Source organism: Falsigemmobacter faecalis (genome assembly GCF_003863335.1).
GTDB lineage: Bacteria > Pseudomonadota > Alphaproteobacteria > Rhodobacterales > Rhodobacteraceae > Wagnerdoeblera > Wagnerdoeblera faecalis.
In genome coordinates this window covers 40,429-67,135 of the sequence record NZ_RRAZ01000007.1, presented here as the reverse complement: position 1 = coordinate 67,135, position 26,707 = coordinate 40,429, and the positions used below count along the sequence as shown (strand labels likewise).

27 protein-coding genes are annotated in these 26,707 nt (G+C 64.4%); 20 read left to right on the top strand and 7 right to left on the bottom strand.

The genetic code is table 11. From position 1 onward, the window contains the following. Positions 1-40: 40 nt before the first annotated feature. The 6 genes from EG244_RS06280 to EG244_RS06255 are packed head-to-tail and all read left to right on the top strand — an operon-like array spanning position 41 to position 5,283. Complete coding sequence (locus EG244_RS06280) at positions 41-796, top strand: GntR family transcriptional regulator (RefSeq protein WP_158617251.1); 756 nt, start codon at positions 41-43, stop codon at positions 794-796. Further along, positions 793-1,719: an ABC transporter permease gene (locus tag EG244_RS06275; protein WP_124964162.1), complete on the top strand. Its 927-nt coding sequence runs from the start codon at positions 793-795 to the stop codon at positions 1,717-1,719. The genes EG244_RS06280 and EG244_RS06275 overlap by 4 nt, the downstream gene beginning before the upstream one ends. Position 1,720: 1 nt before the next feature. Continuing rightward, positions 1,721-2,566, top strand: a complete 846-nt coding sequence (locus EG244_RS06270; protein WP_124964161.1) for an ABC transporter permease — start codon at positions 1,721-1,723, stop codon at positions 2,564-2,566. Between the two features lie 9 nt (positions 2,567-2,575). Further along, positions 2,576-3,547 (top strand): ABC transporter ATP-binding protein, encoded by a 972-nt coding sequence (locus tag EG244_RS06265; RefSeq protein ID WP_124964160.1) that lies wholly within the window; start codon positions 2,576-2,578, stop codon positions 3,545-3,547. Next, a complete protein-coding gene (locus tag EG244_RS06260) occupies positions 3,544-4,524 on the top strand; it encodes an ABC transporter ATP-binding protein (RefSeq protein ID WP_124964159.1) in 981 nt (326 codons plus the stop codon). The genes EG244_RS06265 and EG244_RS06260 overlap by 4 nt, the downstream gene beginning before the upstream one ends. Before the next feature lie 6 nt (positions 4,525-4,530). Next, on the top strand, positions 4,531-5,283 hold the full coding sequence (locus EG244_RS06255) for a polysaccharide deacetylase family protein (RefSeq protein ID WP_124964158.1): 753 nt from the start codon (positions 4,531-4,533) through the stop codon (positions 5,281-5,283). Here EG244_RS06255 and EG244_RS06250 read toward each other — a convergent pair. The 4 genes from EG244_RS06250 to EG244_RS06235 all read right to left on the bottom strand — a co-directional run bounded on the left by EG244_RS06250 (position 5,219) and on the right by EG244_RS06235 (position 11,331). Continuing rightward, on the bottom strand, positions 5,219-6,499 hold the full coding sequence (locus EG244_RS06250; protein ID WP_124964157.1) for an NAD(P)/FAD-dependent oxidoreductase: 1,281 nt from the start codon (positions 6,497-6,499) through the stop codon (positions 5,219-5,221). The two genes, EG244_RS06255 and EG244_RS06250, sit on opposite strands and share 65 nt — an antisense overlap. 4 nt (positions 6,500-6,503) lie before the next feature. Further along, on the bottom strand, positions 6,504-7,181 hold the full coding sequence (locus EG244_RS06245; RefSeq protein WP_158617250.1) for a VOC family protein: 678 nt from the start codon (positions 7,179-7,181) through the stop codon (positions 6,504-6,506). Between the two features lie 66 nt (positions 7,182-7,247). After that, a complete protein-coding gene (locus EG244_RS06240) occupies positions 7,248-9,239 on the bottom strand; it encodes a hydantoinase B/oxoprolinase family protein (protein ID WP_124964155.1) in 1,992 nt (663 codons plus the stop codon). Continuing rightward, on the bottom strand, positions 9,229-11,331 hold the full coding sequence (locus EG244_RS06235; protein WP_124964154.1) for a hydantoinase/oxoprolinase family protein: 2,103 nt from the start codon (positions 11,329-11,331) through the stop codon (positions 9,229-9,231). The genes EG244_RS06240 and EG244_RS06235 overlap by 11 nt, the downstream gene beginning before the upstream one ends. A 230-nt stretch (positions 11,332-11,561) precedes the next feature. On the opposite strand from EG244_RS06235, the gene EG244_RS06230 reads away from it, so the two are divergent. Further along, entirely contained in the window at positions 11,562-12,878 is a 1,317-nt protein-coding gene (locus EG244_RS06230; RefSeq protein ID WP_124964153.1) for an enoyl ACP reductase FabMG family protein, read from the top strand. A 196-nt stretch (positions 12,879-13,074) separates the two neighbouring features. Here EG244_RS06230 and EG244_RS06225 read toward each other — a convergent pair whose 3' ends face one another. Next, entirely contained in the window at positions 13,075-13,470 is a 396-nt protein-coding gene (locus EG244_RS06225) for a GIY-YIG nuclease family protein (RefSeq protein WP_158617249.1), read from the bottom strand. A 304-nt stretch (positions 13,471-13,774) separates the two neighbouring features. Between EG244_RS06225 and EG244_RS06220 the strand changes: the two genes are divergently transcribed. The 6 genes from EG244_RS06220 to EG244_RS06200 all read left to right on the top strand — a co-directional run bounded on the left by EG244_RS06220 (position 13,775) and on the right by EG244_RS06200 (position 19,139). Further along, positions 13,775-15,307: an acyl-CoA carboxylase subunit beta gene (locus tag EG244_RS06220; RefSeq protein ID WP_124964151.1), complete on the top strand. Its 1,533-nt coding sequence runs from the start codon at positions 13,775-13,777 to the stop codon at positions 15,305-15,307. 21 nt (positions 15,308-15,328) lie between these two features. Next, complete coding sequence (locus tag EG244_RS06215) at positions 15,329-15,727, top strand: DUF6497 family protein (protein ID WP_124964150.1); 399 nt, start codon at positions 15,329-15,331, stop codon at positions 15,725-15,727. A gap of 193 nt (positions 15,728-15,920) precedes the next feature. Continuing rightward, complete coding sequence (locus EG244_RS21290; RefSeq protein WP_267900258.1) at positions 15,921-16,055, top strand: hypothetical protein; 135 nt, start codon at positions 15,921-15,923, stop codon at positions 16,053-16,055. 99 nt (positions 16,056-16,154) lie between these two features. Further along, positions 16,155-16,562, top strand: a complete 408-nt coding sequence (locus EG244_RS06210) for a hypothetical protein (RefSeq protein WP_124964149.1) — start codon at positions 16,155-16,157, stop codon at positions 16,560-16,562. A 205-nt stretch (positions 16,563-16,767) separates the two neighbouring features. Further along, positions 16,768-17,019, top strand: coding sequence for a hypothetical protein (locus EG244_RS06205; RefSeq protein WP_124964148.1), 252 nt, complete (start codon positions 16,768-16,770; stop codon positions 17,017-17,019). A gap of 116 nt (positions 17,020-17,135) precedes the next feature. Next, positions 17,136-19,139: an acetyl-CoA carboxylase biotin carboxylase subunit gene (locus EG244_RS06200; RefSeq protein ID WP_124964147.1), complete on the top strand. Its 2,004-nt coding sequence runs from the start codon at positions 17,136-17,138 to the stop codon at positions 19,137-19,139. Between the two features lie 75 nt (positions 19,140-19,214). On the opposite strand, the gene EG244_RS06195 is transcribed toward EG244_RS06200, so the two are convergent. Beyond that, a complete protein-coding gene (locus tag EG244_RS06195; protein ID WP_124964146.1) occupies positions 19,215-19,742 on the bottom strand; it encodes a DUF4174 domain-containing protein in 528 nt (175 codons plus the stop codon). An 80-nt stretch (positions 19,743-19,822) separates the two neighbouring features. Between EG244_RS06195 and scpA the strand changes: the two genes are divergently transcribed. The 5 genes from scpA to EG244_RS06170 all read left to right on the top strand — a co-directional run bounded on the left by scpA (position 19,823) and on the right by EG244_RS06170 (position 24,816). Next, a complete protein-coding gene (gene scpA, locus EG244_RS06190) occupies positions 19,823-21,955 on the top strand; it encodes a methylmalonyl-CoA mutase (protein ID WP_124964145.1) in 2,133 nt (710 codons plus the stop codon). Positions 21,956-22,087: 132 nt separating this feature from the next. After that, complete coding sequence (locus tag EG244_RS06185; RefSeq protein WP_124964144.1) at positions 22,088-22,699, top strand: VOC family protein; 612 nt, start codon at positions 22,088-22,090, stop codon at positions 22,697-22,699. Continuing rightward, positions 22,696-23,184: a GNAT family N-acetyltransferase gene (locus EG244_RS06180; RefSeq protein WP_124964143.1), complete on the top strand. Its 489-nt coding sequence runs from the start codon at positions 22,696-22,698 to the stop codon at positions 23,182-23,184. Before EG244_RS06185 ends, EG244_RS06180 begins: the two co-directional genes overlap by 4 nt. 31 nt (positions 23,185-23,215) lie before the next feature. After that, the gene (locus EG244_RS06175) at positions 23,216-23,899 is read left to right on the top strand and encodes a molecular chaperone DjiA (RefSeq protein ID WP_124964142.1); all 684 of its coding nucleotides are present in this window, start codon (positions 23,216-23,218) and stop codon (positions 23,897-23,899) included. A gap of 539 nt (positions 23,900-24,438) precedes the next feature. Beyond that, complete coding sequence (locus EG244_RS06170; RefSeq protein ID WP_233588919.1) at positions 24,439-24,816, top strand: AAA+ family ATPase; 378 nt, start codon at positions 24,439-24,441, stop codon at positions 24,814-24,816. Here EG244_RS06170 and EG244_RS06165 read toward each other — a convergent pair. Beyond that, positions 24,813-25,676, bottom strand: coding sequence for a lytic transglycosylase domain-containing protein (locus EG244_RS06165; protein ID WP_124964141.1), 864 nt, complete (start codon positions 25,674-25,676; stop codon positions 24,813-24,815). The two genes, EG244_RS06170 and EG244_RS06165, sit on opposite strands and share 4 nt — an antisense overlap. A 398-nt stretch (positions 25,677-26,074) precedes the next feature. Between EG244_RS06165 and EG244_RS06160 the strand changes: the two genes are divergently transcribed. Together EG244_RS06160 and EG244_RS06155 are read left to right on the top strand one after the other, a co-directional pair. Further along, entirely contained in the window at positions 26,075-26,305 is a 231-nt protein-coding gene (locus EG244_RS06160; protein ID WP_124964140.1) for a Flp family type IVb pilin, read from the top strand. Positions 26,306-26,476: 171 nt separating this feature from the next. Then, positions 26,477-26,677, top strand: coding sequence for a hypothetical protein (locus EG244_RS06155; RefSeq protein WP_124964139.1), 201 nt, complete (start codon positions 26,477-26,479; stop codon positions 26,675-26,677). Positions 26,678-26,707: the final 30 nt, after the last annotated feature.

The following is a 26,707-nucleotide window of genomic DNA, read 5'->3' as shown; positions in this document are numbered from 1 at the left end:
CAGGCTTTTCAAATCCGCTTTGCAATGGCATCAAGTATGCATGACTGAGATACCAGATCACATTACGGCAGAGGCCGCAGTCCTTCCCATGACGGGCGACAGCCCGCAGGCCACGCGCATTCTGCGGCGCGCCATTGTCACCTGCGCGCTGCCGCCGGGGGCGCGTCTCTCAGAGGTGGTGCTGGCGCGGGAGTTTCATCTGGGGCGCGGCGCGCTTCGCGCGGCGCTCAGGGCGCTGCAGGAAAGTGGTCTCGTCTCCTCCAGCCCACGCAGTGGCTGGCGGGTGACCCCGGTCTCGGCCCCCGAGATCCGCGAGGTCTGCGCCGCCCGTCGCCATCTGGAGCCGATCCTGACCACCGCCACGCTCGATGAGCTGGCGGCCGAGAAACTGGCGGCGCTCGCCGGGCGTCACGCGGCGCTGATGCAGCGCTTTGACGATGATCCGACCGGCTCAGCCGCGATCCGCGCCGCCGAGCGCGAGATCATCGACAGCGTGGCCGAAGCGCTGAGCATGCCGATGGTCCAGGGCTGGCTGAGCGATCTCTGGGACCGCTCGGTGCGGCTGGTGAATTTCTTTGAGGAGACCGGGCCGCTCCGCTACACTCCGGCCCCGCGCGCCCGCCTTGTCCAGGCCCTGACCGAGGGGCGCCGCAATGAGGCGCTGGAGCATCTCGAAGCCGCCAACCGCGCGCTTGAGGCCTGGCTTCTGGAGCGCTTTCTCGAATCCGGGGCCCGGGTGCAGAGTGGACGCCCCGCCCCCTCCCGCAGCCGTCGCAGCCGTCAGGTGAACTCATGATTCTCTTTCTCGTCAGGCGCCTGCTGCAATCGCTGATCGCGATTCTCGGCGTGATGACGCTGATCTTCTTTCTGCAGCGGCTCTCCGGGGATCCGGTGCTGCTGCTGGTGCCGCAGGATGCCTCAGCGGCGGATATTGAGCGGATGCGCGTGGCGCTTGGCTTTGACCGGCCTTTGATGGTGCAATATCTCGCCTATCTGGGCGATCTGCTGCGCTTTGATCTGGGCATATCCATCGTGCAGAATGTGCCGGTCTGGGATCTGATCAAAAGCCGCCTGCCCTATACTCTGGGGCTTGGTGCGGGCGCGCTGCTGGTGGCCTGCGGCATCGGCATTCCGCTGGGCGTCATCATGGCGATGCGGCGCGGACGCGCGGAAGCGCGGGCTGCGACCGGGCTTGCGCTTGCCGGGCAGTCGCTGCCGACCTTCTGGTCCGCGATCCTTCTGATTATGATTTTCGCGGTCTGGCTGAAGTGGCTGCCGCCGTCAGGCGCGCGGAGCTTTGAGGCCGTGATCCTGCCCGCGATCAGCCTTGGGATCCTGTCGATGGCGACCTTTGCCCGCGTCACCCGCACCGCCGTGCTGGAGGAAATGGGCAAGGGCTATGTCCGCACCGGACGCTCCAAGGGGCTGTCGCAATTCACCATTCTGATCCGCCATATCGGCCGCAATGCCTCGATCCCGCTGGTGACCATCTCAGCGCTGGAGATTGCCAATCTGCTGGCAGGGGCGGTGGTCGTTGAAAGCGTCTTTGCCTGGCCCGGCCTTGGGCAGCTGACCGTTCAGGCGATCAATGCGCGCGATTTCACCCTGGTGCAGGGCATCGTGCTGCTGGGCGCGGTGACGGCTATTTTGCTGAACCTGATTGCGGATCTGCTTTACGGGCTGATTGATCCGCGCATTCGTGTGACGGGGGGCCGCTGAGATGGCATCTGCACTTCTGGCCCAGGCCCGCGCGCATCGCATGCTGCTGCCCTTTTTGCTGATCATGCTGGTGCTTGTGCTGGTCGCGGTCTTCGCGCCGCTGATCGCGCCCTATGATCCGGCCTCGCAAAACCTGATGGCGCGGCTGAAAGCGCCGGGGTTTGAGGCGCGGGGCAAATTCTATCTGCTGGGCACTGATGAGATCGGTCGCGATATCCTGTCGCGGGTGATCTATGGCGCCCGGGTCTCGCTGCTGGTGGCCTTCAGCTCGGTGATCCTGTCGGGGGTTGTCGGCACGCTTCTGGGCGTGATCGCCAGCACCCGGCGCGGCTGGGTGGAGACGCTTATCATGCGCGCCGCTGATATCGTGCTTTCGGTCCCGGCGCTGCTGCTGGCCATCATCTCGGTGGCCATCATCGGGCCAAGCCTGACCAATGTGGTGGTGGTCCTCGCCCTGACCCGCTGGCCGCGCTATGCCCGGGTGGCTTATGGCCAGACCCTCAGCCTCTCGAATGCTGCTTTCGTGCGTCTGGCGCAGTTCAGCGGCGTAAGCCGCTGGCGCATCATTTTGCGCCATATCCTGCCCAATATCGCCGGCGCGCTGATCGTGGTCGCCACCCTGGAATTCGGGCTGATGGTGCTCTTTGAGGCCTCGCTGTCCTTCCTCGGGCTGGGCGTGCAGCCGCCGACGGCAAGCTGGGGCTCTATGCTGGCGGTGGGCAAAAACTATGTGGCTCAGGCCTGGTGGATCGCCACCATCCCGGGGCTTTGCCTGTTTCTTCTGGTCCTTTCAGTGAATGTCATCGGCGATCACTTCCGCGACCGCATTGAAGCCGGTCATCGGTAAGGAGCGCTCATGTCAGACCCCATTCTCGACGTTCGCGATCTGCGCATTGAGATCCGCAACCAGCCGGTGGTGGAAAACGTCACCTTCGCCATTCACCCCGGTGAAATCCTGTCGCTGGTGGGCGAATCGGGCTGCGGCAAATCGCTGACCGCCTTTGGCATCATGGGCCTTTTGCCTGAGGTTGCGCGGATCGCGGGCGGCTCGGTCAGGCTGAACGGGCGAGAGCTTGTTGGCCTGCGCGAGCGGGAGATGCTCTCGCTGCGGGGCCGTGAGATGTCGATCATCTTCCAGGAGCCTTTCGCCTCGCTGAACCCGCTGATGCCCGTGGGCCGTCAGGTCGCCGAAAGCCTGATCCGCCACCGCGGCCTGTCCAGGCGCGAGGCCGCGGCTGAGGCTTTGGCCATGCTCGCGGAAGTCGGCATCCCCGATCCCGCCACCCGCGCGAAGCAATATCCCTTTGAGCTGTCGGGCGGCATGTGCCAGCGGGTGATGATCGCCATGGCGCTGATCTGCCGCCCGCGCCTGCTGATCGCTGATGAGCCGACGACGGCGCTCGATGTGACGATCCAGGCGCAGATCCTCGATCTGATCTTGCGGCTGCGCGATGAGACCGGGACGGCCATCCTGCTCATCACCCATGACATGGGCGTGGTGGCAGAGACGGCGGACCGGGTGGCGGTGATGTATGCCGGCAATATCGTTGAGGAAAACGCCTCTGAGCCGTTTTTCACCACCCAGAGCCACCCCTATGCGCGGATGCTGCTCAATACCATTCCGCGCCATGACACCCCGCCGCAAAGCCTGCTGCCGGTGATTGAGGGGCGGGTGCCTGATATCGGCAAATGGCCCGAGGGCTGCCGCTATGCGCCGCGCTGCCCGCTGGCGGATGCCGCCTGCCAGGCGGCGCCGCCGCTGATCCCCGCCGCTTCCGGGGGCCGCGCGGCCTGCTGGCATTCTGACCGGACAGGAGACATCCGATGAGCCAGGCCCTTCTTGAGGTCCGTGATCTGCATGTCCGCTATCCGATCCGCGGCGGTCTCTGGGGTGGTCAGGTCGGAGAGGTCAAGGCCGTCAGCGGCGTCTCTTTTTCGCTGAACCCCGGCGAAAGCCTGGCGGTGGTGGGGGAATCGGGCTGCGGCAAATCCACCCTCGGCAATGCGATTCTGGGTCTGACCCGCCCCACCGAAGGCGAGGTGCTCTTTGAGGGTGAGCCGCTTTCTGCCACCACCACGACTGAGCGGCGGGCACTGGCGGCAAAGATGCAGGTCGTCTGGCAGGATCCGGTCTCGGCACTGGATCCGAAAATGACCGTCGGCCAATCGCTTGCAGAACCGCTGGAGGCCCAGGGCCGGCTGACGGCTGCGCAGATCCGCGCGCGGGTGGCCGAGCTTCTGACCATGGTGGGTCTTCACCCCGATCACGCTGCCCGCCGCCCGCATGAGTTTTCCGGCGGGCAGCGCCAGCGTCTGGTGATCGGTCGTGCCCTCGCGGCCGAGCCGAAGCTGCTGGTCCTTGATGAGCCGGTCTCGGCGCTGGATGTCTCGATCCGCTCGCAGATTTTGAACCTGCTTCTCGATCTGCAAAAGCGGCTGGGGCTGGCCTATCTGTTTATCAGCCATGACCTTTCCGTGGTGCGCCATTTCGCCGACCGCGTGGCGGTGATGTATCTGGGCAAAATCGTCGAAAGCGGCCCCGCTCAGACGCTTTTTGCAGCGCCCCGCCACCCCTACAGCCAGGCGCTGCTTTCGGCGGTGCCCTTGCCCCAGGCCGGGGCCCGCGCGCGCCGCAGCCGCATTCTTTTGACCGGCGATCTGCCCAGCCCGGCCAATCCGCCCGCCGGTTGTGTCTTCTCAACCCGTTGCCCGATCGCAGAACCCGGTTGCAGCCTGTCGATGCCGCCGCTTGTGCAGGGGGCTGGCGGCACCGCCCTGGCCTGCCATCTGCGCGCGCCGCAGTAGGCTCTGATGCAGGCCCCCTCCCCCTGGCCCGGGGGGAAGGCCTCGGCCTTTGTCTTTTCCATGGATGTCGACAGCGACAGCCCCTGGATCCGGGCCAATCGCGCCCGCAGCGGCCCGCTTTACCTCTCGCATCCCGAGCAGCGCCGCTTTGGTCTGCGCGAGGGGATCTGGCGGGTGCCGGATCTGCTGGACCGCTATGAGATTGCGGGCAGCTTTTATGTGCCGGGATCGGTGGCAGAGGCGCATCCCGATCTGCTGGCGCAGCTGATCTCACGCGGCCATGAGGTCGGTCTGCACGGCTGGTTTCATGAAGTCGTCACCGGGATCAGCGATGCTGAGTTCACCGAAGGCCCGGAACGCGCGCTCGATCTTTTCGCCCGTCAGACCGGCGCGCGCCCAAAGGGCTTTCGCTCTCCCGCCTGGGAGATGACGCCGCATATGCTGGCCGAACTGAAGCGGCTGCAGCTTTACGACAGCTCGCTCTCGGGCTTCGATCATCCCTATGACATTGGCGGCGTGATGGAAAAGCTGCTGTCTGAGGTGCGTGAGACGCCCCCGCCTGGATCGCCCGCGCCTGCGACATCGCCGCCTGGCATGAGAGCAGCGGCGCAAAGGGGCGCTGGCAGGCGGATCCCGCCGCCCCGCCGGGGCCTTAAAACAAAAGCCCCCGGCCTCACGCCGGGGGCTTTTGGAATTATTTCACCTCGCGGCTGTCCTGCCAGCGCAGCCAGGGCAGGATCAGACGGGCAAAGCGTTTGACAAAGGCATGGAAGGGCAGCTTTTGGATCGGCTGCGGCTTCAGCGCCAGATCGGCCTCAGGCACGCCCAGAACCGCATCCGCCAGCAGCGGCCCCATGGCACAGCAAAGCCCGAGGCCGCGCCCGTTGCAGCCCACAAAAGCCGCAAGCCCGTCCGCCCTGCGGTGCAGATGCGGCAGACGGTCAGTGGTCATGCCGATGCGCCCGCCCCAGAACTCCGGCATCTCAGCGCGGGCGAGGTCCGGAAACAACTCCCCCAACCGCCGCCGGACCGCGCGCGGCAGCCGGAATTTCGCCCCGATCTGCACCGCCAGAGCCGCGCCGGAGACCAGCCGCCCCTCACGGTCTTTGCGCATATAGCGCAGGTCCTGCCGGGTATCGGAAAATGCCTGATCGCCGGGCAGAATACGTGCCGCCAGCGCCCCCAGCGGCGCGGTGGCCGTCTGATAAGAGGTCACCGGCACCAGGCTCTGCGCAAGGCCGGGCCAGAGATCGCCGGTATGCGCCGCCGTGGCCAGCACCACATGCGCCGCCCGCACCGCGCCCTCAGGGGTGGTCACGCGCCAGGCCCCCTCCGCACGCGTCAGGCTGAGGGCGGGAGAGGTCTCAAAGATCAGCACCCCCTCGGCGGCCACCCCTCGCGCAAGGCCCAGGGTGAAGGCATAGGGGTTGATATGACCGCCGCCGCGGTGCAGCCAGCCGCCCTCATAGCCCGGTGCGCCGATCAGATCGGTGACCTCTGCACGACTAAGCGCCTGTGTGTCGGCTCCGGCCCGCGCCCAGCCTGCGGCCAGACCGGCGGCGCGTTTTGCGCGACCGGGACTGTGGGCGGGCTGCAGCCAGCCGCTGCGCCGCGCATCGCAGTCAATGCCAAAGCGCTCAACCAGGGCAAAGAGGTCATCCGCAGAGCCCGCCACCAGATCCAGGAAGGGCTGGCCGATCTTCTCGCGGATCTGGTCCGGCGGCATCCGCGTCAGCGTGCCGATCACCTGGCCATTGGCCCGCCCCGAGGCGCCCGAGCCGATGGTGGCCGCCTCCAGCAGGATCACACTCAGCCCGCGTTCGCGCAGCGCCAGCGCGGTGGAAAGTCCGGTGATCCCGCCGCCGACCACCAGGGCATCGGCGCGGGCCTCTCCGGTCAGTTTCGGGGCCGAGAAGCGCTCGCGGGACAGGCGCTGCCAGAGCGGTGAGGGCGGGGTATCGGGCCAGGAGGGCATGAGATCACCGGAACTGAAGGGAAAGACCCGAGGTCGCAAGGACCTCTGCGAGAGCGGCCTCTGAGGGGGCCCCGGCCCCCGCAGGGACCGACAGCACCAGGCGCGACGGCCCGGCGGCAAGCGGCAAAAGCCCCGGCCCTGCCGCCGCCAGCCGCTGCAAAGGCGCGAGAGAGGCCGCAGCCGGCAGCTCTGCCGCCAGCATGGTTCTGGCGCCATTGGCGTGGCGCAGCAGATGCGGCAGCCACAAAAGATCGCGGGTATGATGCTGACAATAAAGGCATTGCAGCCCCGGCGTCAGCGCCCGCGACAGCCGCGTGACGGAAAAGCGCAACGCGCCCTCCGGCACCCGGCGCGAAAAATGGCGCACCGGCTCAGGCGCGAGGCCCTGATCTGAAAGCGCCAGCGCCGTGGCCTCAATATCGGGGCTGTCGAAAGCCACTCCCCTGAAGCCAGGCCCCAGAGCCAGCAGGCTGCGCCAGCCCTCATTGGCCTCGGTCTCCTGCAGGATGCCCATCAGCTCAAGATAGCCATTCTCAAACATCACGCAGATATTGGCGGTCCCCATGGCGGCGCTGTGATGCGCCAGCGGCGTGGTGGTGAAGCCCGCCGCCGCAAAAGCCGCGCCCGCCGCCTGAAGATCGGGGACCAGCGCCACAAGATGATCAACCGGAAGTGCAAACATCCTCATCCCTCCCCTGAGAGCCGCGGCCCGGGCGCTCGCATCAGCCCCGGCGCTGCGCTGCACCGTTTAAGCATCCGCCATCACCCCCTGAAGCGCGGCGCGGGCGGCCTTTGCCTCAGCGGCACTCGCGGCCTGCCTTGGGAAGCCCTCGGGCAAAGCGCCCAGCGCGGCGCGCAGAGCCGCCGTGCGCAGGCTGCTGCGGGTGCCCGCAGGCCGGGCCAGAAGTGCGGCGTTAAAGCCGTCCATCAGCGCCGCATCAAAGACCCCGTCCCAGTTGCGCCGCTCAGGCCCGAAATCAATCCGGCCCTCAGGCGCGGGGGCTGCGGCCCGCCGCGCCAGGGTCGCCGCCTCATTCACCGCGCCCTCGTGCAGGATCACGCCGTAGTCTGCCTCTGCCGCCGCAGGACTGACGAGCCCCGCCCGCAGATCGCGCAGCACGGCCTCGGGGGTGCGCTCAAAGGGATTGCCATAGCCCCCCGCTCCCGGCGTGAGGAAGGTCACCGTATCGCCGCGCTTCACCGGCAGCATGTCGATCTTGCCAAGGCGGCGCTCATCGGCGCGGCCCTCATTCACGATCAGCGCGGCAGGGGCACCGGGGCTGCCGCCTTCGCGGCCCCAGGGCCGGAACTTCAGACGCTCCATCCCGCGGGCCAGCACGAAAGAGCCCTCGCGCTCAATCCGGAAGGTCAGCGCCATGCCCGCGCCGCCGCGCCATTTGCCCGCACCGCCGCTGTCGGGGCGCAGAGCATAGCTGAGGAAACTCACGCCAAGTTCAGCCTCCACCGTTTCGACCGGGTTATTGGCAAGGTTGGAGATGCCGCTATCGCGCCCGTCGACCCCGTCATGACCAAAGCGCCCGCCGGTGCCGCCGATCATCGGCTCGACCACCTGCACATTGCGCCCGCCGCGCCCGTCAGCCTCGGTCACCACCACGGGGATGATGGTGCCTGAGGAGGCTGCGGGCAGCGCCTCAGGCAGTGCCAGACCAAAGGCCCCGTTCAGAAGGTCATTGACCCGCACCGCCGCCGCATGGCGCACACCCGTGGCCGCCGGCAGCAGCGGATTCACGATGGTGCCTTCCGGCGCGATGATCGAAACCGGGTTCAAAAGCCCCGCATTCAGCGGCACCGACGGATCCAGCGTCGAGACCAGCGCCAGCACCCGCAGCGTCAGCCAGGAATGTGGCCGCCCATGCGAGGGGATATTCATCGCCGCCTGAACCTGCGGATCAGAGCCGGTGAAATCCAGACAAACCCCGCCGTCTTTCAGCGTCATCTTCAGCGCCAGCCGCACCGGCAGATCGCTGACCGCATCATCATCGAGGTAATCCGAAAAGCTGTAGTCCCCCTCGGGCATCGAGGCGATCACCGCCCGGGCCTTTTTGCCCGCCAGCGCCACCAGATCGGTCGAGGCCTGCACCAGGACATCCGCGCCGTGCTGCGCCACCACCTGCTCCACCCGGCGCCGCCCGGCGGAAAGTGCGGCCAGCATGGCGCGGATATCGCCCATATTGGCCTCAGGCGTGCGGGAGTTCGCATCAAGGAAGGCGCGCACTTCGGGCACCATTTCGCCGCCACGCATCAGCCGCACCGGCGGGATGCGCAGCCCCTCCTGAAAGATCTCGGTGTTCATCGGTGAGATCGATGAAGGCACCCGCCCCCCCACATCCGAGCAATGCACAAAGCACCAGCCCCAGGCGACGATGCGGCCCTCGTGGAAATAGGGCTCGATCATATGCAGATCGGGCAGATGGGTGGCGAGCCCTTTGGAGAGGTAAGGATCATTGGTCAGAATGACGTCACCGGGCTGCAAAGGCCCCGTCATCGCCTCAACAGCCGCGATGGTCGGCGCGCATTCCAGCCCCACAAAGCCCGACACCCCGATCGAGCGCGGATAGGCAAAGAAACGGCCATCGGCCCCGGCCAGCGCACAGGCGAAATCGGCGGTCTCTTTGACGTAGAGCGTGCGACCCGTGCGCTGCAGCGTCAGGCACATCTCTTCGGTGATGGCCGCGACTTTGTTGTTCAGGATCTCAAGGGTAACGGGATCAAGCTGCATCGGTAAGCCTTTCAAGATGCAGGTTTCCGGCCTCATCCACACGGGCGCTCCAGCCCGGCAGAAGAATGGTGGTGGTATCGTCCTGCTCAATCACCGCAGGACCGCTGAGGCTGAGCCCCGGAGCAAGGGCCGCACGGCGCCAGACCGCGGCCTCATGCCAGCGATCCTTCAGCCAGAGCGGACGATGGCCTTTGGGGGCTGCCTCTCCACCAGAGGTCAGCTTCGGCGGCAGCAGCGGATCAGCCGGGCCGATGGCCGCGAGGCGGATGGTGCCGATGGCGATACGCCCCTGCGGGTCGGCAAAGCCATAGATGCGCTTATGCTCGGCCTCAAAGGCGGCGCGGGCGGCCCCGGCGCTCAGATCGCCCTCAAGGCGCACGCGCAGCTCATAGGCCTGGCCGTGATAGCGCATATCGGCAGCCCGCTCAAAGCGGCGCGGGCGGGTGGTGCCGTTCTCTGCATCGAGCCAGAGCGCGGCTTCGCCTTCGAGCGCAGCAAAAGCAGCACTCAGGGCGGCGGTCAGATCGGGGGTCACATCGAGGCGGAAACTGCGCACGAAATCGCGGCGCAGATCGGCCCCGGCAGCGCCTTGCGCACAAAAGGTGCCCGCTGCGGGCGGCACGATGACATGGCGAATGCCGGTCTCTTCCGCGAGTCGGCTGGCATGGGTCGGCCCCGCGCCGCCAAAGGGCATCAGAGCAAAGCCGCGCGGATCAAGCCCGCGCTCGGCCAGGGTTTTGTAAAGCGCGCTGGCCATGCCTGCCGTGGTGACGGCCAGCGCCCCTTCGGCCGTGCGGGCGGCGATATCGCGGGGGCTGCCCTCATAGCCCAGCTTCCCGCCGATCTGCGCCAGGGCCGCTTCGGCTGCGGGGGCATCAAGCTGCATCCGCCCGCCAAGGAAACCCGCCGGATCAATATAGCCCAGCGTCAGATAGCAATCCGTCACCGCCGGAGCCGTGCCACCGCGGCCATAACAGACCGGACCAGGCGCCGCCCCCGCGCTCTGCGGGCCGACCTTCAAAAGTCCATGCGGATCGACCCAGACCACCGAGCCGCCCCCCGCGCCAATGGCCGAGACATCGACCACCGGCAGCACCAGCGGCAGCCCGCCAATATCGGTGCGGGTCGCAAGCTCCGGCGTCGCCCCCCCGGCGATGGCGATATCAGAGGAGGTGCCGCCCATATCAAAGGTCACGATACCCTGCCCGGTCAGATCGCCCGTGGCACGCGCCGCTTCGGCCAGCCGCACCGCCGCCATCACGCCGGAGGCAGGCCCCGACAGCACCGTCTCAACCGGGCGCGCCCGGGCCGAAGCCACCGAGAGCGAGCCACCGTTGGAGGCGGTCACCAGCACCGGAGCACTCACCCCCATCTGCGACAGCCCCGCGATCAGCCCGTCGAAATAGCGGTGCATCAAGGGCTGGATATAGGCATTGAGGCAGGCAACCAACGCGCGCTCATATTCGCGGATCTCGGGCCAGATCACGGCGGCTGCCGAAATCTCAAGGCCAGAGGCTTCGGCGATCTGCGCCGCCAGATCCTCTTCAAAGGCGGGGTCGAGATAGCCGTTCAGCGTCACCAGGGCCGCTGCATCAAGATCCATCGCCCTCAGCGCCTCACCCAGCGCGGCGATTTCTGCGGCATCGGGGGCGGCGGCAAGGCTGCCGTCGGAATTCAGCCGGGCGTTCAGCTCGACCACGCGGTCGCGCGGGACCAGCGGGGTCTCTTTATCGGCGTGCAGATCAAAGGACGAAGGCATCCGGCAGCGGGCGATTTCCAGAATATCACGGAACCCGCGTGAGACGATCAGCCCGATCTTCGCGCCTTTGCGCTGAATAATGGCATTCAACCCGATGGTCGTGCCATGCATCAGCGCGCCGACCTGATCAAAGGCAATCCCCTCACGGGTCAGCAGCGTGCTCAGCCCCTGCAAAAGCGCGCGCGACGGCTCATCCGGGGTCGAGGGCTCTTTAAAAAAGACCAGACGACCGGCCGCCGGATCATGCAGCACGAAGTCGGTGAATGTGCCGCCGACGTCAATTCCGACCCGGACGCCGCGCCCGTCCGGCAGTTGCCCTGATGCCTCAGCCATCTCACCCTCTCAGCCTTTTGCCCGGACCTGCCGGGCTGCTCGCGTATTTTAACGCTAAAGGCGGCAATTTCACGAGGATTGTCAATCAAACAGCGGGTTACCCGCCCCCGCATCCGTGCCAGGACAGCCCCCGGCTTCCCCTGCGTCAGCCCCTGCGGTGCAATAACCACTGGCACCGACCCGCAGTTCGCTTTACCTTCGCGGCCAAACGACAGCCTTTGTAGGAAAAGATGAAACAACCTGTCCCGCAAAAGACCCTGCAGGAGAACACCCTCTTCGGCCAGGGTGACGTCTTCGTGCTGTTTGGCGAACTTTTCGGCCGTGGCTATGCCACCGGCCTCGTCAATGAAGCCAAAGCCGCAGGCATGACCATCATCGGTATCACCGTTGGCCGTCGCGACGAGACCAACGCGCTGCGCAAACTGACCGACGAAGAACTGGCAACCGCAGAGGCCAACCTCGGCGGCAGGATCATCAATGTGCCGCTGATGGCGGGCTTTGATCTCGACGCGCCGGAAGGCGGGCAGACGCCGACCGATCTGCTGGCAAAACTGACCGTCGATTCCTGGCAGGACGACAAGCTCGATTTCGATCACATCGAGACCTGTCGTCAGATCGGCCAGACCCGGTTCAAAACCGCGCTGGCCGAGGTGATGGAGCAGCTTGATGCGCTGATCCCGGACGGCAAAAACGTCTTCTTCGCCCATACCATGGCCGGTGGCATCCCGAAGGCGAAGGTCTTCCTGGTGATCGCGAACCGCATCTACAAAGGCCGTGGCGCGCGCCATATGTCGAGCCAGGCGCTGATCGACAGCGATCTGGGCAAGCTGATCCTGCAGAACTTCGATGAAGTTTCGGCCAATACCTTTGGCTATCTGCTGGAAGCCTCGTCGAAAATCCGCGCGCGGGTTGAGGCTTCGGGGGCCGAGGTCCGCTACACCGCTTATGGCTATCACGGCACCTCGGTGCTGATTGAGGGCGATTATAAGTGGCAGACCTATACCAACTACACCCAGGGCTACGCCAAAATGCGCCTTGAGGATTTCGCCAAAGCGGCCTGGGACAAGGGCATCAAAGCCACGGTCTTCAACTGCCCGGAAATCCGCACCAACTCCTCGGATGTTTTCGCAGGGCTGGAGCTGTCGCTGCTGCCGCTGCTTGATGCACTGCGCCACGAACAGGGCGGTGCCTTTGCCGATGCGGTCTGGGCGGAATGCCAGGAACTGCTGAAAGACGGCGTGGCGCTGGAGGATCTGCTGCAGAAAGTGCGCGACTTCCAGGCGCATCCGGATATGCAGCCCTATTACGACTTTGAAGCCTGGCCGATGCCCAACAGCCCCGGACAGGCCGAGCAGACCATCGGCACCTCGCAGGACATCGTGAACCTGCATAAGGATCTGAAGGTTCTGGTCTCGGATGCGCTGAGCCATCACGTGCTGAACGCCACCGGCAAGATGATCTTCGGCGCGGCCTCGGATCCGGAAGGCCCGGTTGTCTGGCTGAACCACGACATCGTGGCCAAACGTCTGATCAAAGACAACGCCTGAGCCATAGCACGGACAAAGATCAGGCCCTGACGCCCCGCGCGTCAGGGCCTTTTCCATGCTCAGGGGCCAGCGTGCAGGGCCTTAGTGTCGTTCAGGAACAAGCTGATAGCCGGAAGGTCCGGATGAAGGACGCATCAGCCGCGCACGCCGGGGGCAATTCCCGGACCCTGATGCGCACAGGCGCGGGGCTGAACGCTCAATAGGCAAACCACCAGCCCGTGAAGAGCCAGAGCACCACCACCGCCGTCACCACCTCAAAGCCATAACTCAGCACCATCGCGGGGCGGTGGAGCGGCAGACGGCGGGGCCTTGCCACGGATTTCACCCGGCGGATCGCATCCTTCAAATCCAGCTCAAAAAACTCCCGCCGCCGGTTCACGCGGTAGGCGGAAAGCTCTCTGTGGATCACCTGCTCGATCCGGCGGGCATTATTGACCTCCAGCGAATATTCCAGCCGGAAGGGGGTGGGCACCCCGGTGGCAGAGCCCAATTCACGGTTGCGCTGCTGCGGGCTGGTGGTGGTCATGCCGATCTTCAACAACCCCGGCATGGAGTCATTGGACATAATATAGACCCACTGATGCTCGGGCACCCGCCTCGGCTTCTTTTTGGGGGTCTTGGTTTTCATGGCTGGCGGGCTGACTGGTTAACCTGGCGTAGCGTTATAACTGCCTGAATCGAGAGCAAAATACCAGATCATTTCGGGAACACAGAAGACCATAGGCGAAAATCCCGTAACCTGCGCTGCCGCTTTGCGAAGCGGTGTGCCAGGTTTCTTTGCAGATATGCAATTCGCAGCACAACGCCTGCTACTTATTTGCAAATTTGCCGGAAACCACTTTGTCGCACCCCCCGCCTGCCCTATGGTTGCAACCGGACCACTCGGAGGACATGCGATGAAAGATATCCTGCAGGAGCTTGAAGACCGCCGCGCCGCGGCCCGCCTCGGCGGCGGCCAGCGCAGGATCGACGCGCAGCATGCCAAAGGCAAGCTGACCGCGCGGGAGCGGGTTGAACTGCTGCTGGATGAGGGCTCTTTTGAAGAGTTCGATATGTTCGTCGCCCATCGCTCGACCGAGTTCGGCATGGAGAATGACCGCCCCGCAGGCGATGGCGTCATCACCGGCTGGGGCACCATCAACGGCCGTCAGGTCTATGTCTTCAGCCAGGATTTCACCGTCTTTGGCGGCTCGCTCTCAGAGACCCATGCCCAGAAGATCTGCAAGATCATGGATATGGCGCTGCAAAACGGCGCGCCGGTGATCGGGATGAACGACTCGGGCGGGGCGCGGATCCAGGAGGGCGTGGGCTCTCTTGCGGGCTATGCGGAAGTCTTCCAGCGCAATATCACCGCCTCGGGCGTGGTGCCGCAGATCTCGCTGATCATGGGCCCCTGCGCCGGTGGTGCGGTCTACAGCCCCGCGATGACCGACTTCATCTTCATGGTCAAAGACAGCTCCTATATGTTCGTCACCGGCCCCGATGTGGTCAAAACGGTGACCAATGAGGTGGTGACAGCCGAAGAACTCGGCGGCGCTTCGACCCATACCAAGAAGTCCTCGGTCGCAGACGGCGCCTATGAGGACGATGTGGAAGCCATCCTTGAGACCCGCCGTCTCTTTGACTTCCTGCCGCTCAACAACCGCGAAAAAGCCCCGGTGCGTCCCTTCTTTGATGATCCCAAGCGCGTCGAGCCCAGCCTCGACAGCCTGATCCCGGACAACCCGAACCAGCCCTATGACATGAAGGAACTCATCACGAAGATCGCCGATGAGGGCGACTTCTTTGAGATCCAGAAGGATTTTGCCGGCAATATCATCACCGGCTTTATCCGCATGGAAGGCCAGACCGTGGGCGTGGTCGCCAACCAGCCCATGGTGCTGGCGGGCTGCCTGGACATCGACAGCTCGCGCAAAGCGGCGCGGTTTGTGCGCTTTTGCGATGCCTTTGAGGTGCCGATCCTGACGCTTGTGGATGTGCCCGGCTTCCTGCCCGGCACCACCCAGGAATATGGCGGCGTCATCAAACACGGCGCGAAGCTGCTCTTTGCTTATGGCGAGGCCACGGTGCCGAAGGTCACCGTCATCACCCGCAAAGCCTATGGCGGCGCTTATGACGTGATGTCCTCCAAGCACCTGCGCGGCGATTTCAACTACGCCTGGCCCACCGCTGAAATCGCGGTGATGGGCGCCAAGGGCGCGGTTGAGATCCTCTACCGCTCAGAGCTGGCCGACAAAGAGAAGATCGCGGCGCGCACCAAAGACTATGAAGACCGCTTCGCCAATCCCTTCGTGGCGGCAGAGCGCGGCTTCATCGATGAGGTGATCATGCCGCACTCGACCCGCCGCCGTGTGGCCCGGGCTTTTGCCAGCCTGCGCAACAAAAAGCTCGTGAACCCCTGGAAAAAGCACGACAACATTCCTCTCTGATCCGTCAGCTGAGAGGATATCATGCGGGCTGCTGCCATTGTCATTCTGCTGGGGACTGCCCTGCCCGTTTCGGGGCAGGAGCAGATCCCCGTCCCCTCCGGTCAGGCGGTGCGCTTTCAGGATGTGATCCTGAACCAGCCGGGGCCGATGGGGCTCAGTGCCCGCTTTCGCTTTATTGCCCCCGCGATCTCGCGCGAGGGCGGCGCCATCTCTTTTGAAACTGCCAGCTCCGATATGGAATATCTCTGCAACAGCTTTGCTCTGCCAAAGGTCACGACCGGAACCGGTCCGGTGCCCGCGCAGATCATTGTCTCGATGTCAGATATTCCGGTGAACTTCGGAGAAATCACCCCTGAGGCGACTCAGTTCTTTGAGGCCTTCAGCATTGCGGGTGATGCCTGCCTCTGGGAGCAGTTCTGATGACCCGGCTCCAGGAAGATTTCCGCCTGTCCGGTGATGCAGCGCAGCCACAGAGCATAAATAGCGCAGGAATTGCGTGCGGGATTACCCGATTTGACGCTATGCTGGGCGCTGGCGGCGGCATATCCGCCGTGATACTTGTCACAGATCCGGGTCAACAGGCCCCGGACCACCAGGATAACAGGAGCAGTCCATGTCCAAAACCGTTCGCGCCGTCGTCGCGCTGTCGCTCGTTGCTTTCATCGCTGCCTGCGCAAAAAAAGAAGAGCCGGTCTACGTCACTGAGCCGGTTCCGGCTGAACCGGTCTACACCGGCAAATACAAATAATCTGATCTCAGATTACGGCCCGCGGGCAGGCGATGGCCTGCCCGGGGTCTGGCTTCGGGCAGAGCCACGCTTCCTGCGTATCGTTACAGGAGGCAAAATATGCTGAAACACCGTGGTTTCCCGGGGCGTCTGCCCAGCACGGATTATCAATTCGTCATCCGCCGCGCCAACCATAAGGACGGCGCCGCCAAGATCATCCGTCGCGAGCGCTACAAAGACCGCGCGAAGGCCGATCTGCGTGCGGATGAAGGCTTCCTGAAGGCCCTTTGGGATCACTTCGGAGAAGAGCCCTTTGAGCGTGGCAATCTGGATGCCGGACGTCTGTCCTGGCTCTTTGGCCGCGAAGTCGTCCCTGCCGAAGACCCCTTCGATCCGGCGTCTTATGACGCCATGCTGAAAGTCGATGTCGCCCGCGCGCGGGCATCGTTCCCGGCTGTCTTTGAGCAGCCTGCCGATGACGCATGGGACGATGAGGACGAAGACTTCGACGACGAGGACGACGAATGATCTCCCCGGCTGCCGGTTGTTCGCACAGCGCCTCCCCGCGCCGCGCACCGGCAGCCGGGCGCTTTGCGCGCCCTGTCGGAGCCTGCGTCAGACACAGCTGCGTGACCTTATTGAAGGATCGGCGGATTTCCCCACGGCGCTCTTTCTTTGGCCAGAGTGACGCAGTAATCTCGCCTCAGACAACAACCCGTCGAGGCAGTATCTCATGCGTAAATCATTCCTTCTCATTCCGGTCCTCGCTCTTGGCCTCGCCGGCTGCGTGCAGCAGCAGGGCTATGGCTACGGCAACCAGGGCTACGGCAATTCGCCGACCAACAGCGCAGCCGTGCGCACCGTCGGCGGTGCAGCCGCTGGTGCCCTCATCGCCGGTGCAACCGGTGGTTCGAAAACCCAGGGCGCGCTCATGGGCGCAGTCGTGGGCGGCGGTTCCTGCGCAGTTACCGGCAGCTGCTACTGATCATTTGAACGCAGACGCCTGCGCGTCTGACGTTCCTCAATTCGGACCCCCTGCAGCTTCTGCTGCGGGGGGTCTTTTTATTTTGTGCTCACACGAAGGCACACCCAGGAGGACACATGTTTGAGAAGATCCTGATCGCGAACCGGGGCGAGATTGCCTGCCGCGTGATTAAGACCGCGCGGAAAATGGGTATCAAAACGGTCGCCGTTTATTCCGATGCCGACCGCAACGCTCTGCATGTGCGGATGGCTGATGAAGCTGTCCATATCGGCCCGCCTCCGGCCAACCAGTCCTATATCGTGATCGATAAGATCATGGAGGCCGTCCGCCAGACCGGCGCGCAGGCCGTCCACCCGGGCTATGGCTTTCTGTCTGAGCGGATGGATTTCGCCGCCGCCCTCGAAAAAGAAGGCGTGGTCTTCGTCGGGCCCCCTTCGCCCGCCATCGAATCGATGGGTGATAAGATCACCTCGAAAAAGATCGCCCAGAAAGCCGGCGTGAGCACCGTTCCCGGCTATATGGGTCTGATCGCCGATGCCGATGAAGCCGTGAAGATCTCAAACGAGGTCGGCTATCCGGTGATGATCAAAGCCTCTGCCGGTGGGGGCGGTAAGGGCATGCGCATCGCCTGGAATGAGCAGGAAGCCCGCGAGGGCTTTGAGATGTCGCAGAATGAGGCGCGCAACTCTTTCGGCGATGACCGGATTTTCATTGAGAAATTCGTCACCCAGCCGCGCCACATCGAAATTCAGGTGCTCGCCGATCAGCACGGCAACTGCGTCTATCTGCATGAGCGCGAATGCTCGATCCAGCGCCGCAACCAGAAGGTCATCGAAGAGGCCCCCTCGCCCTTCCTCGATGAGGCGACCCGCAAAGCCATGGGTGAGCAGGCCTGTGCCCTGGCCAAAGCCGTGGGCTATACCTCGGCGGGTACGGTTGAGTTTATCGTCGACGGCGACCGCAACTTCTACTTCCTGGAAATGAACACCCGTCTGCAGGTGGAACACCCGGTGACGGAACTGATCACCGGCATCGACCTTGTTGAGATGATGATCCGCGTCGCCAATGGCGAGCCGCTGCCCTTCAAACAGGAAGATCTGAAGATCAACGGCTGGGCGATGGAGAGCCGTCTTTACGCGGAAGATCCCTACCGCAACTTCCTGCCCTCAATCGGTCGTCTGACCCGCTATCGCCCGCCGGTGGAGGGGGAGACCCCCCGTGGCGGCGTGGTGCGCAATGACACCGGCGTCTATGAGGGCGGCGAGATCTCGATGTATTACGACCCGATGATCGCCAAACTCTGCACCTGGGCCCCGACCCGTGCGCAGGCCATTGAAGAGATGCGCATCGCGCTCGATACCTTTGAGGTCGAGGGCATCGGCCACAACCTGCCCTTCGTCGGCGCCGTGATGGATCACCCGAAGTTCGTCTCGGGCGATATCACCACCGCCTTCATCGCTGAGGAATACCCCGAGGGGTTCCAGGGCGCGACGCTCTCGGTTTCGGATCTGAAAAAGGTCGCGGCTGTGGCGGCTGCGATGAACCGCGTGGCCGAGATCCGCCGCACGAAAATCTCGGGCACCATGGACAACCACCAGCGCCGCGTTGGCGATAAATGGGTGGTGAGCCTTGGCGGTCAGGACTTCACCGTCACCATCCGGGCCGACAAAGAAGGCTCGACCGTCAGCTTTGAGGAGGGAGAGGCGCTGCGCGTCACCTCGGACTGGACGCCGGGTCAGCAGCTTGCGCGCTCAGAGGTCAATGGCGAGCCGGTGGTGATCAAGACCGCCGAGATCCCCCAGGGCTTCCGTATGCGCCTGCGCGGGGCCGATCTGAAGGTCGCCGTCCGCAGCCCGCGCGCGGCAGAGCTTGCAAAGCTGATGCCCGAGAAGATGCCGCCCGATACCTCGAAGTTCCTGCTCTGCCCGATGCCGGGTCTGGTCGTGAAGATCAACGTGGCGGAAGGCGAAGAGGTCCAGGAGGGTCAGGCGCTGGCCACCGTGGAAGCCATGAAGATGGAAAACATCCTGCGCGCCGAACGCAAAGGCGTGGTGAAAAAGGTCAATGCGGCCCCCGGTGACAGCCTGAGGGTTGATGACGTCATCATGGAGTTCGAATAAGCCATGGAGCCGGCGCCGGATCTGATCCTGAAAGGTGTCAGGACCGGCGCCTGCGGGCCTCTGCCGGAGCGCGCCTCAGCGCCCCGGGAACCGCTCCAGCATTTCCTGACGGCGCGAGGGCAGCCTGTCGATGGCGCGGGTGATCTCGCGCACATCCCAGGGGCTGGGCTTGCGAAAGACCGGCGTCAGATCCTTGTCGAGCTGAACCACCGAAAAGCCACTCGGGCGCAGGCGGCGACGCCACTCCGAGGGGCTGGCGGGGTCGGTATCGAGGATCACCACCACGTCGCGCTCGGCCAGATCGCCCAGGCCCGACTGCAGCAGATGCAGCTGGCGCTGAAACTGGGGGTTGTCAGCGCTCTCGGCGAAGACGACCAGCGGACGGCTCTGATACTGCTGCGCGCCGAGGGCGATCTCGGCGGCCGCAAAGGGTCCGGCCGGAGAGGTGACCGCCGCAGGGCTGTCAGCCGGGGTCCCGGCCGAAGCCTCAGCCGGGGTGCCGGCCGGAGTCTCCGCCGGGGTGCCGGCCGGAGTCTCCGCCGCAAGCGGGCTGACGCCCAGGGCGGCAGTGAAAGCGAATATGAATTTCAGCGCATGTCTCATACTTCACACATAGGTGAGGGCTGCGCGAAACCCAAGACAATCCGGGGTTTTTCCCCGCATCTGAGTGAGGAGATCTGCCGATGACCGGGAAACTCGATCAATGGCGTCAGGTGGCAAGCAAAGAACTGAAGGGAGCGGACCCGGAGGAGAAGCTGTCGCGTGAGACCCTGGAAGGCATTCGCGTCAAACCGCTTTATACCGAAGAGGATACCGCGCAGCTGCCGCATATGGGCAGCCTGCCGGGCATCGCGCCTTTCACCCGGGGGGTGAAGGCGACCATGTATGCGGGCCGTCCCTGGACGATCCGGCAATATGCGGGCTTCTCGACGGCGGAGGAATCGAACGCCTTTTATCGCAAGGCGCTGGCAGCCGGTCAGCAGGGCGTCTCGGTGGCTTTCGATCTGGCGACGCACCGCGGCTATGACAGCGATCACCCGCGCGTGGTGGGCGATGTCGGCAAGGCGGGGGTGGCGATCGACTCGGTCGAGGATATGAAGATCCTCTTTGACGGCATTCCGCTGGATAAAGTTTCGGTCTCGATGACCATGAACGGTGCGGTGATCCCGATTCTGGCAAATTTCATCGTCACCGGCGAAGAGCAGGGCCATGATAAAGCGCTGCTCGCGGGCACCATTCAGAATGACATTCTGAAAGAGTTCATGGTCCGCAACACCTATATCTATCCGCCTGAGCCTTCGATGAAGATCATCGCGGATATCATTGAGTATACTTCGAGATCCATGCCGAAGTTCAACTCCATCTCCATCTCCGGCTACCATATGCAGGAGGCGGGCGCGAACCTCGTGCAGGAGCTGGCCTTTACGCTGGCCGACGGGCGCGAATATGTGCGCGCGGCGATCAAAGCGGGCATGCCGGTGGATGAATTCGCAGGCCGTCTGTCGTTTTTCTTCGCCATCGGCATGAACTTCTTCATGGAGGCCGCGAAACTTCGCGCTGCGCGGCTTTTGTGGACCCGCATCATGCAGGAGTTTGAGCCGAAGAAGCAGGGCTCGCTGATGCTGCGGACGCATTGCCAGACCTCGGGTGTCTCGCTGCAGGAAGCCGATCCCTATAACAACGTCATCCGCACCGCCTATGAGGCGATGGCGGCAGCTCTGGGCGGCACGCAATCGCTGCACACCAACGCACTGGACGAAGCCATTGCGCTGCCGACGGAATTCTCGGCCCGCATTGCCCGCAACACCCAGCTGATCCTGCAGGAAGAGACCGGCATCACCGCTGTCGTCGATCCGCTGGCGGGGTCTTACTACGTCGAAAGCCTGACCGCAGAGCTGGCGGATAAGGCCTGGGCGCTGATCGAAGAGATCGAAGAGATGGGCGGCATGACCAAGGCCGTGGCCTCCGGCATGCCGAAGCTGCGCATTGAGGAAACCGCCGCCCGCCGTCAGGCCATGATCGACCGCGGTGAGGAAGTGATCGTCGGCGTCAACAAATACCGCAAGGCCAAGGAAGACCCGATCGACATTCTGGAGATCGACAACCAGGCGGTGCGCGACAGCCAGATCGCGCGTCTGGCCCAGGTCCGCGCTGACCGCGATGAAGCCGCCTGCGACGCGGCCCTGCTGGAGCTGGGCCGCCGCACCGTTGAGGGTGGCAATCTTCTGGAAGCCGCCGTCGAATGTGCCCGGGCGCGGGCGACCGTGGGGGAAATCTCGCTGGCTATGGAAGGCACCTTCGGGCGCCATCGTGCAGAGGTGAAGACTTTGGCAGGTGTTTACGGGGCCGCCTATGAGGGCGACGAGGGCTTTGCGGCCATTCAGAAAGACGTCGAAGATTTCGCTACCGAGGAAGGCCGCCGCCCGCGGATGCTGGTGGTGAAAATGGGCCAGGACGGCCATGACCGCGGCGCGAAAGTGATCGCCACCGCCTTTGCCGATATCGGCTTTGACGTCGACGTCGGCCCGCTTTTCCAGACGCCGGAAGAGGCGGCGCAGGACGCCATCGACAATGACGTCCATGTCGTCGGCATTTCCAGCCAGGCGGCGGGCCACAAGACCCTTGCGCCGAAGCTGATTGAGGCGCTGGAGGCCGCAGGCGCGGGCGAGATCCTGGTGATCTGTGGCGGCGTGATCCCGCAGCAGGATTATCAGTATCTCTATGACCGCGGCGTGAAGGCGATCTTTGGTCCCGGCACCAATATCCCCGATGCGGCCCGCGATGTGCTGAAGCTGATCCGCGCCGCACGCGGCTAAGGTTCAGCCTGCCCGAAAACCCGGCAGAGCGCCGCCCCGAGGGGCGGCGCTTCGCTTTTTCGTCCCGGCCCCCTTGTGGCCCGGATAAGCCCGCGCCACTCTGGCACGGGGTATCAGGAGCCTGTGGATTTTATGCTCAGACCGGACCATCTGGTGATTTCAGCAGAGGCGCTTTCGGGCGCGGATGAGGCGCTTGCGGCACTCTTTGGCGCGGAGTTCTCCCCCGGCGGGCAGCACCCCCTGATGAGCACCCACAACCGGCTTTTGTCGCTCGGGCCCGATGAATATCTGGAACTGATCGCCATTGACCCTGGTGCGCCGCCGCCCGGTCATCCGCGCTGGTTTGGCCTTGATCATTTTCGCGGGCCGCCGCGCCTGACGCATTGGGTCTGCCGCTGTGACGATCTGGAGGCCGCGCTGCTCCAGGCCCCTGCGGGCGCAGGCCGGGCCACCGCCCTCAGCCGCGGCGATCTGCACTGGCAGATGGCGGTGACCGAGAGCGGCACACTGCCCTTTGACGACAGCTTTCCGGCGCTGATCTCCTGGCAGGGCAGCACCCATCCCGCGCAGCGCCTGCCCGATCACGGTATTCGCCTGCGCGAGTTGCAGATCTTTCACCCGGAGGCGCAGGCGCTCTCTGCGGCCCTCTCGCCGCTTTTGACCGACAGCCGCATAGCCATTCTGCAGGGGCCTGCGGGTCTGAGCGCCCTTTTCACCACAGCCGACGGAGAGCTTCGCCTTTGATCCGCCCTGCCCGTTCTGACGATGCCGCAAAGATCCTGGAGTTCTGGAACCCGCTGATCCGTGACACCCTGGTGACCTTTAACCCCCAGGAAAAATCGGTGACAGAGCTTCAGGCCTCGATCCGCGACAAGGCCGTGCTGGGGCATGGCTTTCTGGTCTGGGATGCGGGCGGGCAGATCCTCGGCTTTGCCAGCTACACCCAGTTCCGCGGCGGCGACGGCTATCGCCGCGCGATGGAGCATACGATTATCCTTGCCCCGGAAGCGCATGGCAAAGGCATTGGCCGCCGCCTGATGACCGCGATTGAGGATCATGCCCGCGGGCGCGGACATCACATCATGGTGGCAGGCGTCTCCGGCGGCAATCCCGCCGGGCGCGCGTTTCACGCCGCCATCGGCTATCACGAAGCCGGGATCATCCGCGAGGCCGGGTTCAAATTCGGCACCTACCATGATTTGATCCTGATGCAGAAAATTCTCAACTGACAGCGCAGTGGGGGCAGGCTAAGATAGCGCCATGTCCCTCTGGTCCCGCATTTCCGACGCCCTCGCTGCCCTCGCCAATGGCGAAGGGCTGACTGCCGTTTTCGACCGCCTGCGCACCCCGCCGGAGCGCACGGTGGCCTTTACCATCGCCATCATCGCGCTTGGGGCCAAAATGGCCAAAGCCGATGGCGAAGTGACCCGCGATGAGGTCTCGGCCTTTCGCCGCATCTTCACCATCCCCCCCGGCGAGGAGGCCAATGCCGCCCGCGTCTTCAACCTGGCCCGTCAGGATGTGGCAGGCTTTGAGGCCTATGCCCGCAAGATCGCCACCATGTTCAAAGGCGACCGCGAGACGCTGATGAACATCATGGAGGGGCTCTTTCATGTGGCGCTCGCCGATGGCGATTTCCACGCGCTCGAAGATGACTTCCTTGCAGAGGTGGCAAAGATCTTCGGCTTAAGCGCGACCTGCGTGCGCGGGCTGAAAGAGCGCCTGGTGCCGGATCTGCCGCATGATCCCTATGACATTCTCGACGTCTCCCCCGAGGCCACGCTGACCGAGATCCGTGCAGCCTGGAAAGCGGCGGTGCGCGCCAATCACCCCGATCGCCTGGTGGCACGCGGCATTCCTGCCGAAGCCGTGCGCATGGCCGAAGAGCGGCTGATCGCCGTCAATGCCGCTTTTAACGAGATCGAGCGGGCACGGGCGGCGTAATCCGCCTGGCTTCCCGGCTTTCTCTTTGATCACGGAAACCCGCCTGCCGCGGTGGTCCGCTCCCCGGGCCGCCTCGGGAAAGCGGGCGGGGTCTCCGGGGGCACTGAAGCCCGATGCGATCTCCATCGTTGAACGCCCACCTCCTCTGCCGCGTGTCAGGCTGTGCCCTGCCGATGGGCCAGAGGCCGCACCCCATGGTGCAAAGCCGGACGAGGGGGCAAAGCGCATCACTGAGGTGAGTCGGCGCAGACTCCCGGCGCAGTGCCTCTGGCAGCGCAGGCGCCTGGAGGATCGCCTTACGAAACCCTGCGCTGCCCGCCCCCCAGACGGCGCGCTGCAACAGCAGGCTTTATGGCCACGCGACAGGGCCTTTTTCCCGGCGATATCTGATCAGATGCTGATCTTTGAACGCATAAACCCGCACCTTTCGCGGATCCAACTCCTGAGACACAATGCGCTGCCCGGCGCTTCAGATCACTTCCCGGTGACGCCGGATCTGAGCCCGTGACCTCGCGCCCCTCTGGTGCCAGACTAGCCGCATGATGCGAACCGCCGCCCTTGTCCTTTGCCTTCTTGCAGCACCCCTTGCGGCACAGCAGCCGCCTGCCCCCTCCGGGCAGCCCGACGAGGACGGCTTTGAACTGCTGGGTCGGGGCGCGCGCAGCCTTTTGCAGAGCTTTTTAGGCGAGATTGACCCGGCATTGCGCCAGATGCAGGACGGGATGCAGGGCCTCGGTCCCATGCTGCGCGATCTTGCGGCGCTTCTGGGCGATGTGCAGCATTATGAAGCCCCCGAGCGGCTGCCGAACGGCGATATTGTGATCCGGCGCAAAACCGGGGCGCCGCCGCCGCCCGCGCGGCCTCAGGCCCCGCCTGAGGCCGATCGCACAGCCCCCGACGGATCGATCGATCTTTAACCGCCTGCTGCGATGACACGAAAGACGCAGGGGTCGGTGACGAGTTCGGGCGGGGTGAGGCAGAGCCCCTGCGCCACCTGCCAGGCCGCCAGAACCTTCGGCACATAGGCACGCGTCTCGGCATAGGGTGGCACACCGTCATTTTTGCGCACGGCCCCTTCTCCGGCGTTATAGGCCGCAAGCGCCAGCACCGGATCGGCGTCAAACTCTTTCAACAGCCAGTCGAGATAAGCAACGCCGCCCCTGATGTTTTGCTGCGGGTCTTTGCTGTCGGTAACGCCAAAGCGCGCGGCGGTCGCCGGAATCAGCTGCATCAGCCCGACCGCCCCGGCAGAGCTGACGGCCTCGGCACGGCCGCCGCTTTCCACCCCCATGACCGCCAGCACCAGCGCAGGAGAGACCCGGGTGCCGATGGTTGCGCGCAGAATATGGGTGCCATAGGCCCCCGCCATCTCCTGCAGGTTCTGCATGCGAGGGGCAGGCACAATGCTGCCCCCCGGCCCCTTGCCCAGCATCTCCAGCGCGCGGACGAAGCGGTCACTGCGGTCGCTCAATGCCGGTGAGACCGCCTCCCAATACCAGTCGAAAAGCCCCGGAGCGGCGGGCCGCGCGGGACCTGCGGGTGCGGCGGACAATCCGGGATCGGGCCGCGCGGCCGGGACGGCCAGAAGTCGGGCCTGCTCAGCCGGGTCGATCTGCACCAGGCGGCGCTGCTCTCCGGGTGCGGGCGGGCGGATCCGCCGAAAGGTGAAATCAGCCCGCGCTGACGGCTCATCCGCGAGACCCATCGGCGCCGGGACGCCCAGCACCAGGAGGGCGGGCAGCCCCAGGACTGCCGTGAGAGATGTGAGTCGTGCCATGCGCTGCTCTGCCTGTTCCCGGCCTTTTCCTGAGCCTGCCAGAGATTCTCTTTGCCGCCCAGAGCAGTCGTTCAATCACGCCGGAACTGTGTCAAATCGGGTAAATTGACCTGGTTTTGCCCGAATGCCGATAATATGAACAATAAAAATACATATATTTCAGCGTGATAGACATATTTAAGAAAAGTGAATAGCCCCAGGAAATACCCAAAGGCGGCCCAGATCATGCCACGATTCAAGGGCTATATAAACTCATGCCAACGAGGAAGGCGGGACACGAAAGACCCGCCGGAGACGAAAGCGAAGAAATTAACACGGTTCACGATCCTGCCAGAGCAGCAGGAAGGGACCGCACTGCAAACACAACTGACATCACATCGTTTAACCGGAGAACTGCCATGAAACTCGCAAACATCCTGAACAAATTCCGCAACGACGAATCGGGCGCCGTGACCGTTGACTGGGTCGTGCTGACCGCTGCCATCGTGGGCCTGGGCGTCCTGGTCATGACCCAGATCTCGGGCGCACTGGGCACCGTCACCACCCAGATGGCAGACGAGATCCAGAACACTGCGGTTGGCGCCGATACCGCCTTCGCTGCCGGCCGTACCCCGACCGCTTCCGAATAAGCAATACCAGCCGATCGCCGGCACCCAATATGGGGGCCGGCATCGCAGCGCCCTGCCTGGACGCTGCCAGCCAGAGGGCTGCACCAAGGTGCGGCCCCAAGGTCGTTCACAGTTGCAAGGACTACCTTTAAATCACCGGCCCCCGGGCTGGCGATCTGTCAGAGGGCTCCTATGAAAATTCTCTGGACTTCCGCAACTTTCGGCCAGGACGACTCGGGTGCTGCAAGCATCGAGGCTGTCGTGCTGACCGCTCTGGTCATTACGCTTTGCGTGCTGATATTCCAGTCCCTGAGCGACGCGGTCGTCGACTGGGCCGGGCAGCTCAGTCAGGGCGCTTCGATGCAGACGAGTTTTGTTGACGCTGCCGAGTGAACGCCCCTCATCGCCGGCGTGTCGCCCAAC

Bases quoted from the DNA above. Each gene is read 5' to 3' on its own strand.
- EG244_RS06280 (WP_158617251.1), top strand. From the start codon at position 41: ATGACTGAGATACCAGATCACATTACGGCAGAGGCCGCAGTCCTTCCC.
- EG244_RS06275 (WP_124964162.1), top strand. From the start codon at position 793: ATGATTCTCTTTCTCGTCAGGCGCCTGCTGCAATCGCTGATCGCGATT.
- EG244_RS06270 (WP_124964161.1), top strand. From the start codon at position 1,721: ATGGCATCTGCACTTCTGGCCCAGGCCCGCGCGCATCGCATGCTGCTG.
- EG244_RS06265 (WP_124964160.1), top strand. From the start codon at position 2,576: ATGTCAGACCCCATTCTCGACGTTCGCGATCTGCGCATTGAGATCCGC.
- EG244_RS06260 (WP_124964159.1), top strand. From the start codon at position 3,544: ATGAGCCAGGCCCTTCTTGAGGTCCGTGATCTGCATGTCCGCTATCCG.
- EG244_RS06255 (WP_124964158.1), top strand. From the start codon at position 4,531: ATGCAGGCCCCCTCCCCCTGGCCCGGGGGGAAGGCCTCGGCCTTTGTC.
- EG244_RS06250 (WP_124964157.1), bottom strand. From the start codon at position 6,499: ATGCCCTCCTGGCCCGATACCCCGCCCTCACCGCTCTGGCAGCGCCTG.
- EG244_RS06245 (WP_158617250.1), bottom strand. From the start codon at position 7,181: ATGTTTGCACTTCCGGTTGATCATCTTGTGGCGCTGGTCCCCGATCTT.
- EG244_RS06240 (WP_124964155.1), bottom strand. From the start codon at position 9,239: ATGCAGCTTGATCCCGTTACCCTTGAGATCCTGAACAACAAAGTCGCG.
- EG244_RS06235 (WP_124964154.1), bottom strand. From the start codon at position 11,331: ATGGCTGAGGCATCAGGGCAACTGCCGGACGGGCGCGGCGTCCGGGTC.
- EG244_RS06230 (WP_124964153.1), top strand. From the start codon at position 11,562: ATGAAACAACCTGTCCCGCAAAAGACCCTGCAGGAGAACACCCTCTTC.
- EG244_RS06220 (WP_124964151.1), top strand. From the start codon at position 13,775: ATGAAAGATATCCTGCAGGAGCTTGAAGACCGCCGCGCCGCGGCCCGC.
- EG244_RS06215 (WP_124964150.1), top strand. From the start codon at position 15,329: ATGCGGGCTGCTGCCATTGTCATTCTGCTGGGGACTGCCCTGCCCGTT.
- EG244_RS21290 (WP_267900258.1), top strand. From the start codon at position 15,921: ATGTCCAAAACCGTTCGCGCCGTCGTCGCGCTGTCGCTCGTTGCTTTC.
- EG244_RS06210 (WP_124964149.1), top strand. From the start codon at position 16,155: ATGCTGAAACACCGTGGTTTCCCGGGGCGTCTGCCCAGCACGGATTAT.
- EG244_RS06205 (WP_124964148.1), top strand. From the start codon at position 16,768: ATGCGTAAATCATTCCTTCTCATTCCGGTCCTCGCTCTTGGCCTCGCC.
- EG244_RS06200 (WP_124964147.1), top strand. From the start codon at position 17,136: ATGTTTGAGAAGATCCTGATCGCGAACCGGGGCGAGATTGCCTGCCGC.
- EG244_RS06195 (WP_124964146.1), bottom strand. From the start codon at position 19,742: ATGAGACATGCGCTGAAATTCATATTCGCTTTCACTGCCGCCCTGGGC.
- scpA (WP_124964145.1), top strand. From the start codon at position 19,823: ATGACCGGGAAACTCGATCAATGGCGTCAGGTGGCAAGCAAAGAACTG.
- EG244_RS06185 (WP_124964144.1), top strand. From the start codon at position 22,088: ATGCTCAGACCGGACCATCTGGTGATTTCAGCAGAGGCGCTTTCGGGC.
- EG244_RS06175 (WP_124964142.1), top strand. From the start codon at position 23,216: ATGTCCCTCTGGTCCCGCATTTCCGACGCCCTCGCTGCCCTCGCCAAT.
- EG244_RS06170 (WP_233588919.1), top strand. From the start codon at position 24,439: ATGATGCGAACCGCCGCCCTTGTCCTTTGCCTTCTTGCAGCACCCCTT.
- EG244_RS06165 (WP_124964141.1), bottom strand. From the start codon at position 25,676: ATGGCACGACTCACATCTCTCACGGCAGTCCTGGGGCTGCCCGCCCTC.
- EG244_RS06160 (WP_124964140.1), top strand. From the start codon at position 26,075: ATGAAACTCGCAAACATCCTGAACAAATTCCGCAACGACGAATCGGGC.
- EG244_RS06155 (WP_124964139.1), top strand. From the start codon at position 26,477: ATGAAAATTCTCTGGACTTCCGCAACTTTCGGCCAGGACGACTCGGGT.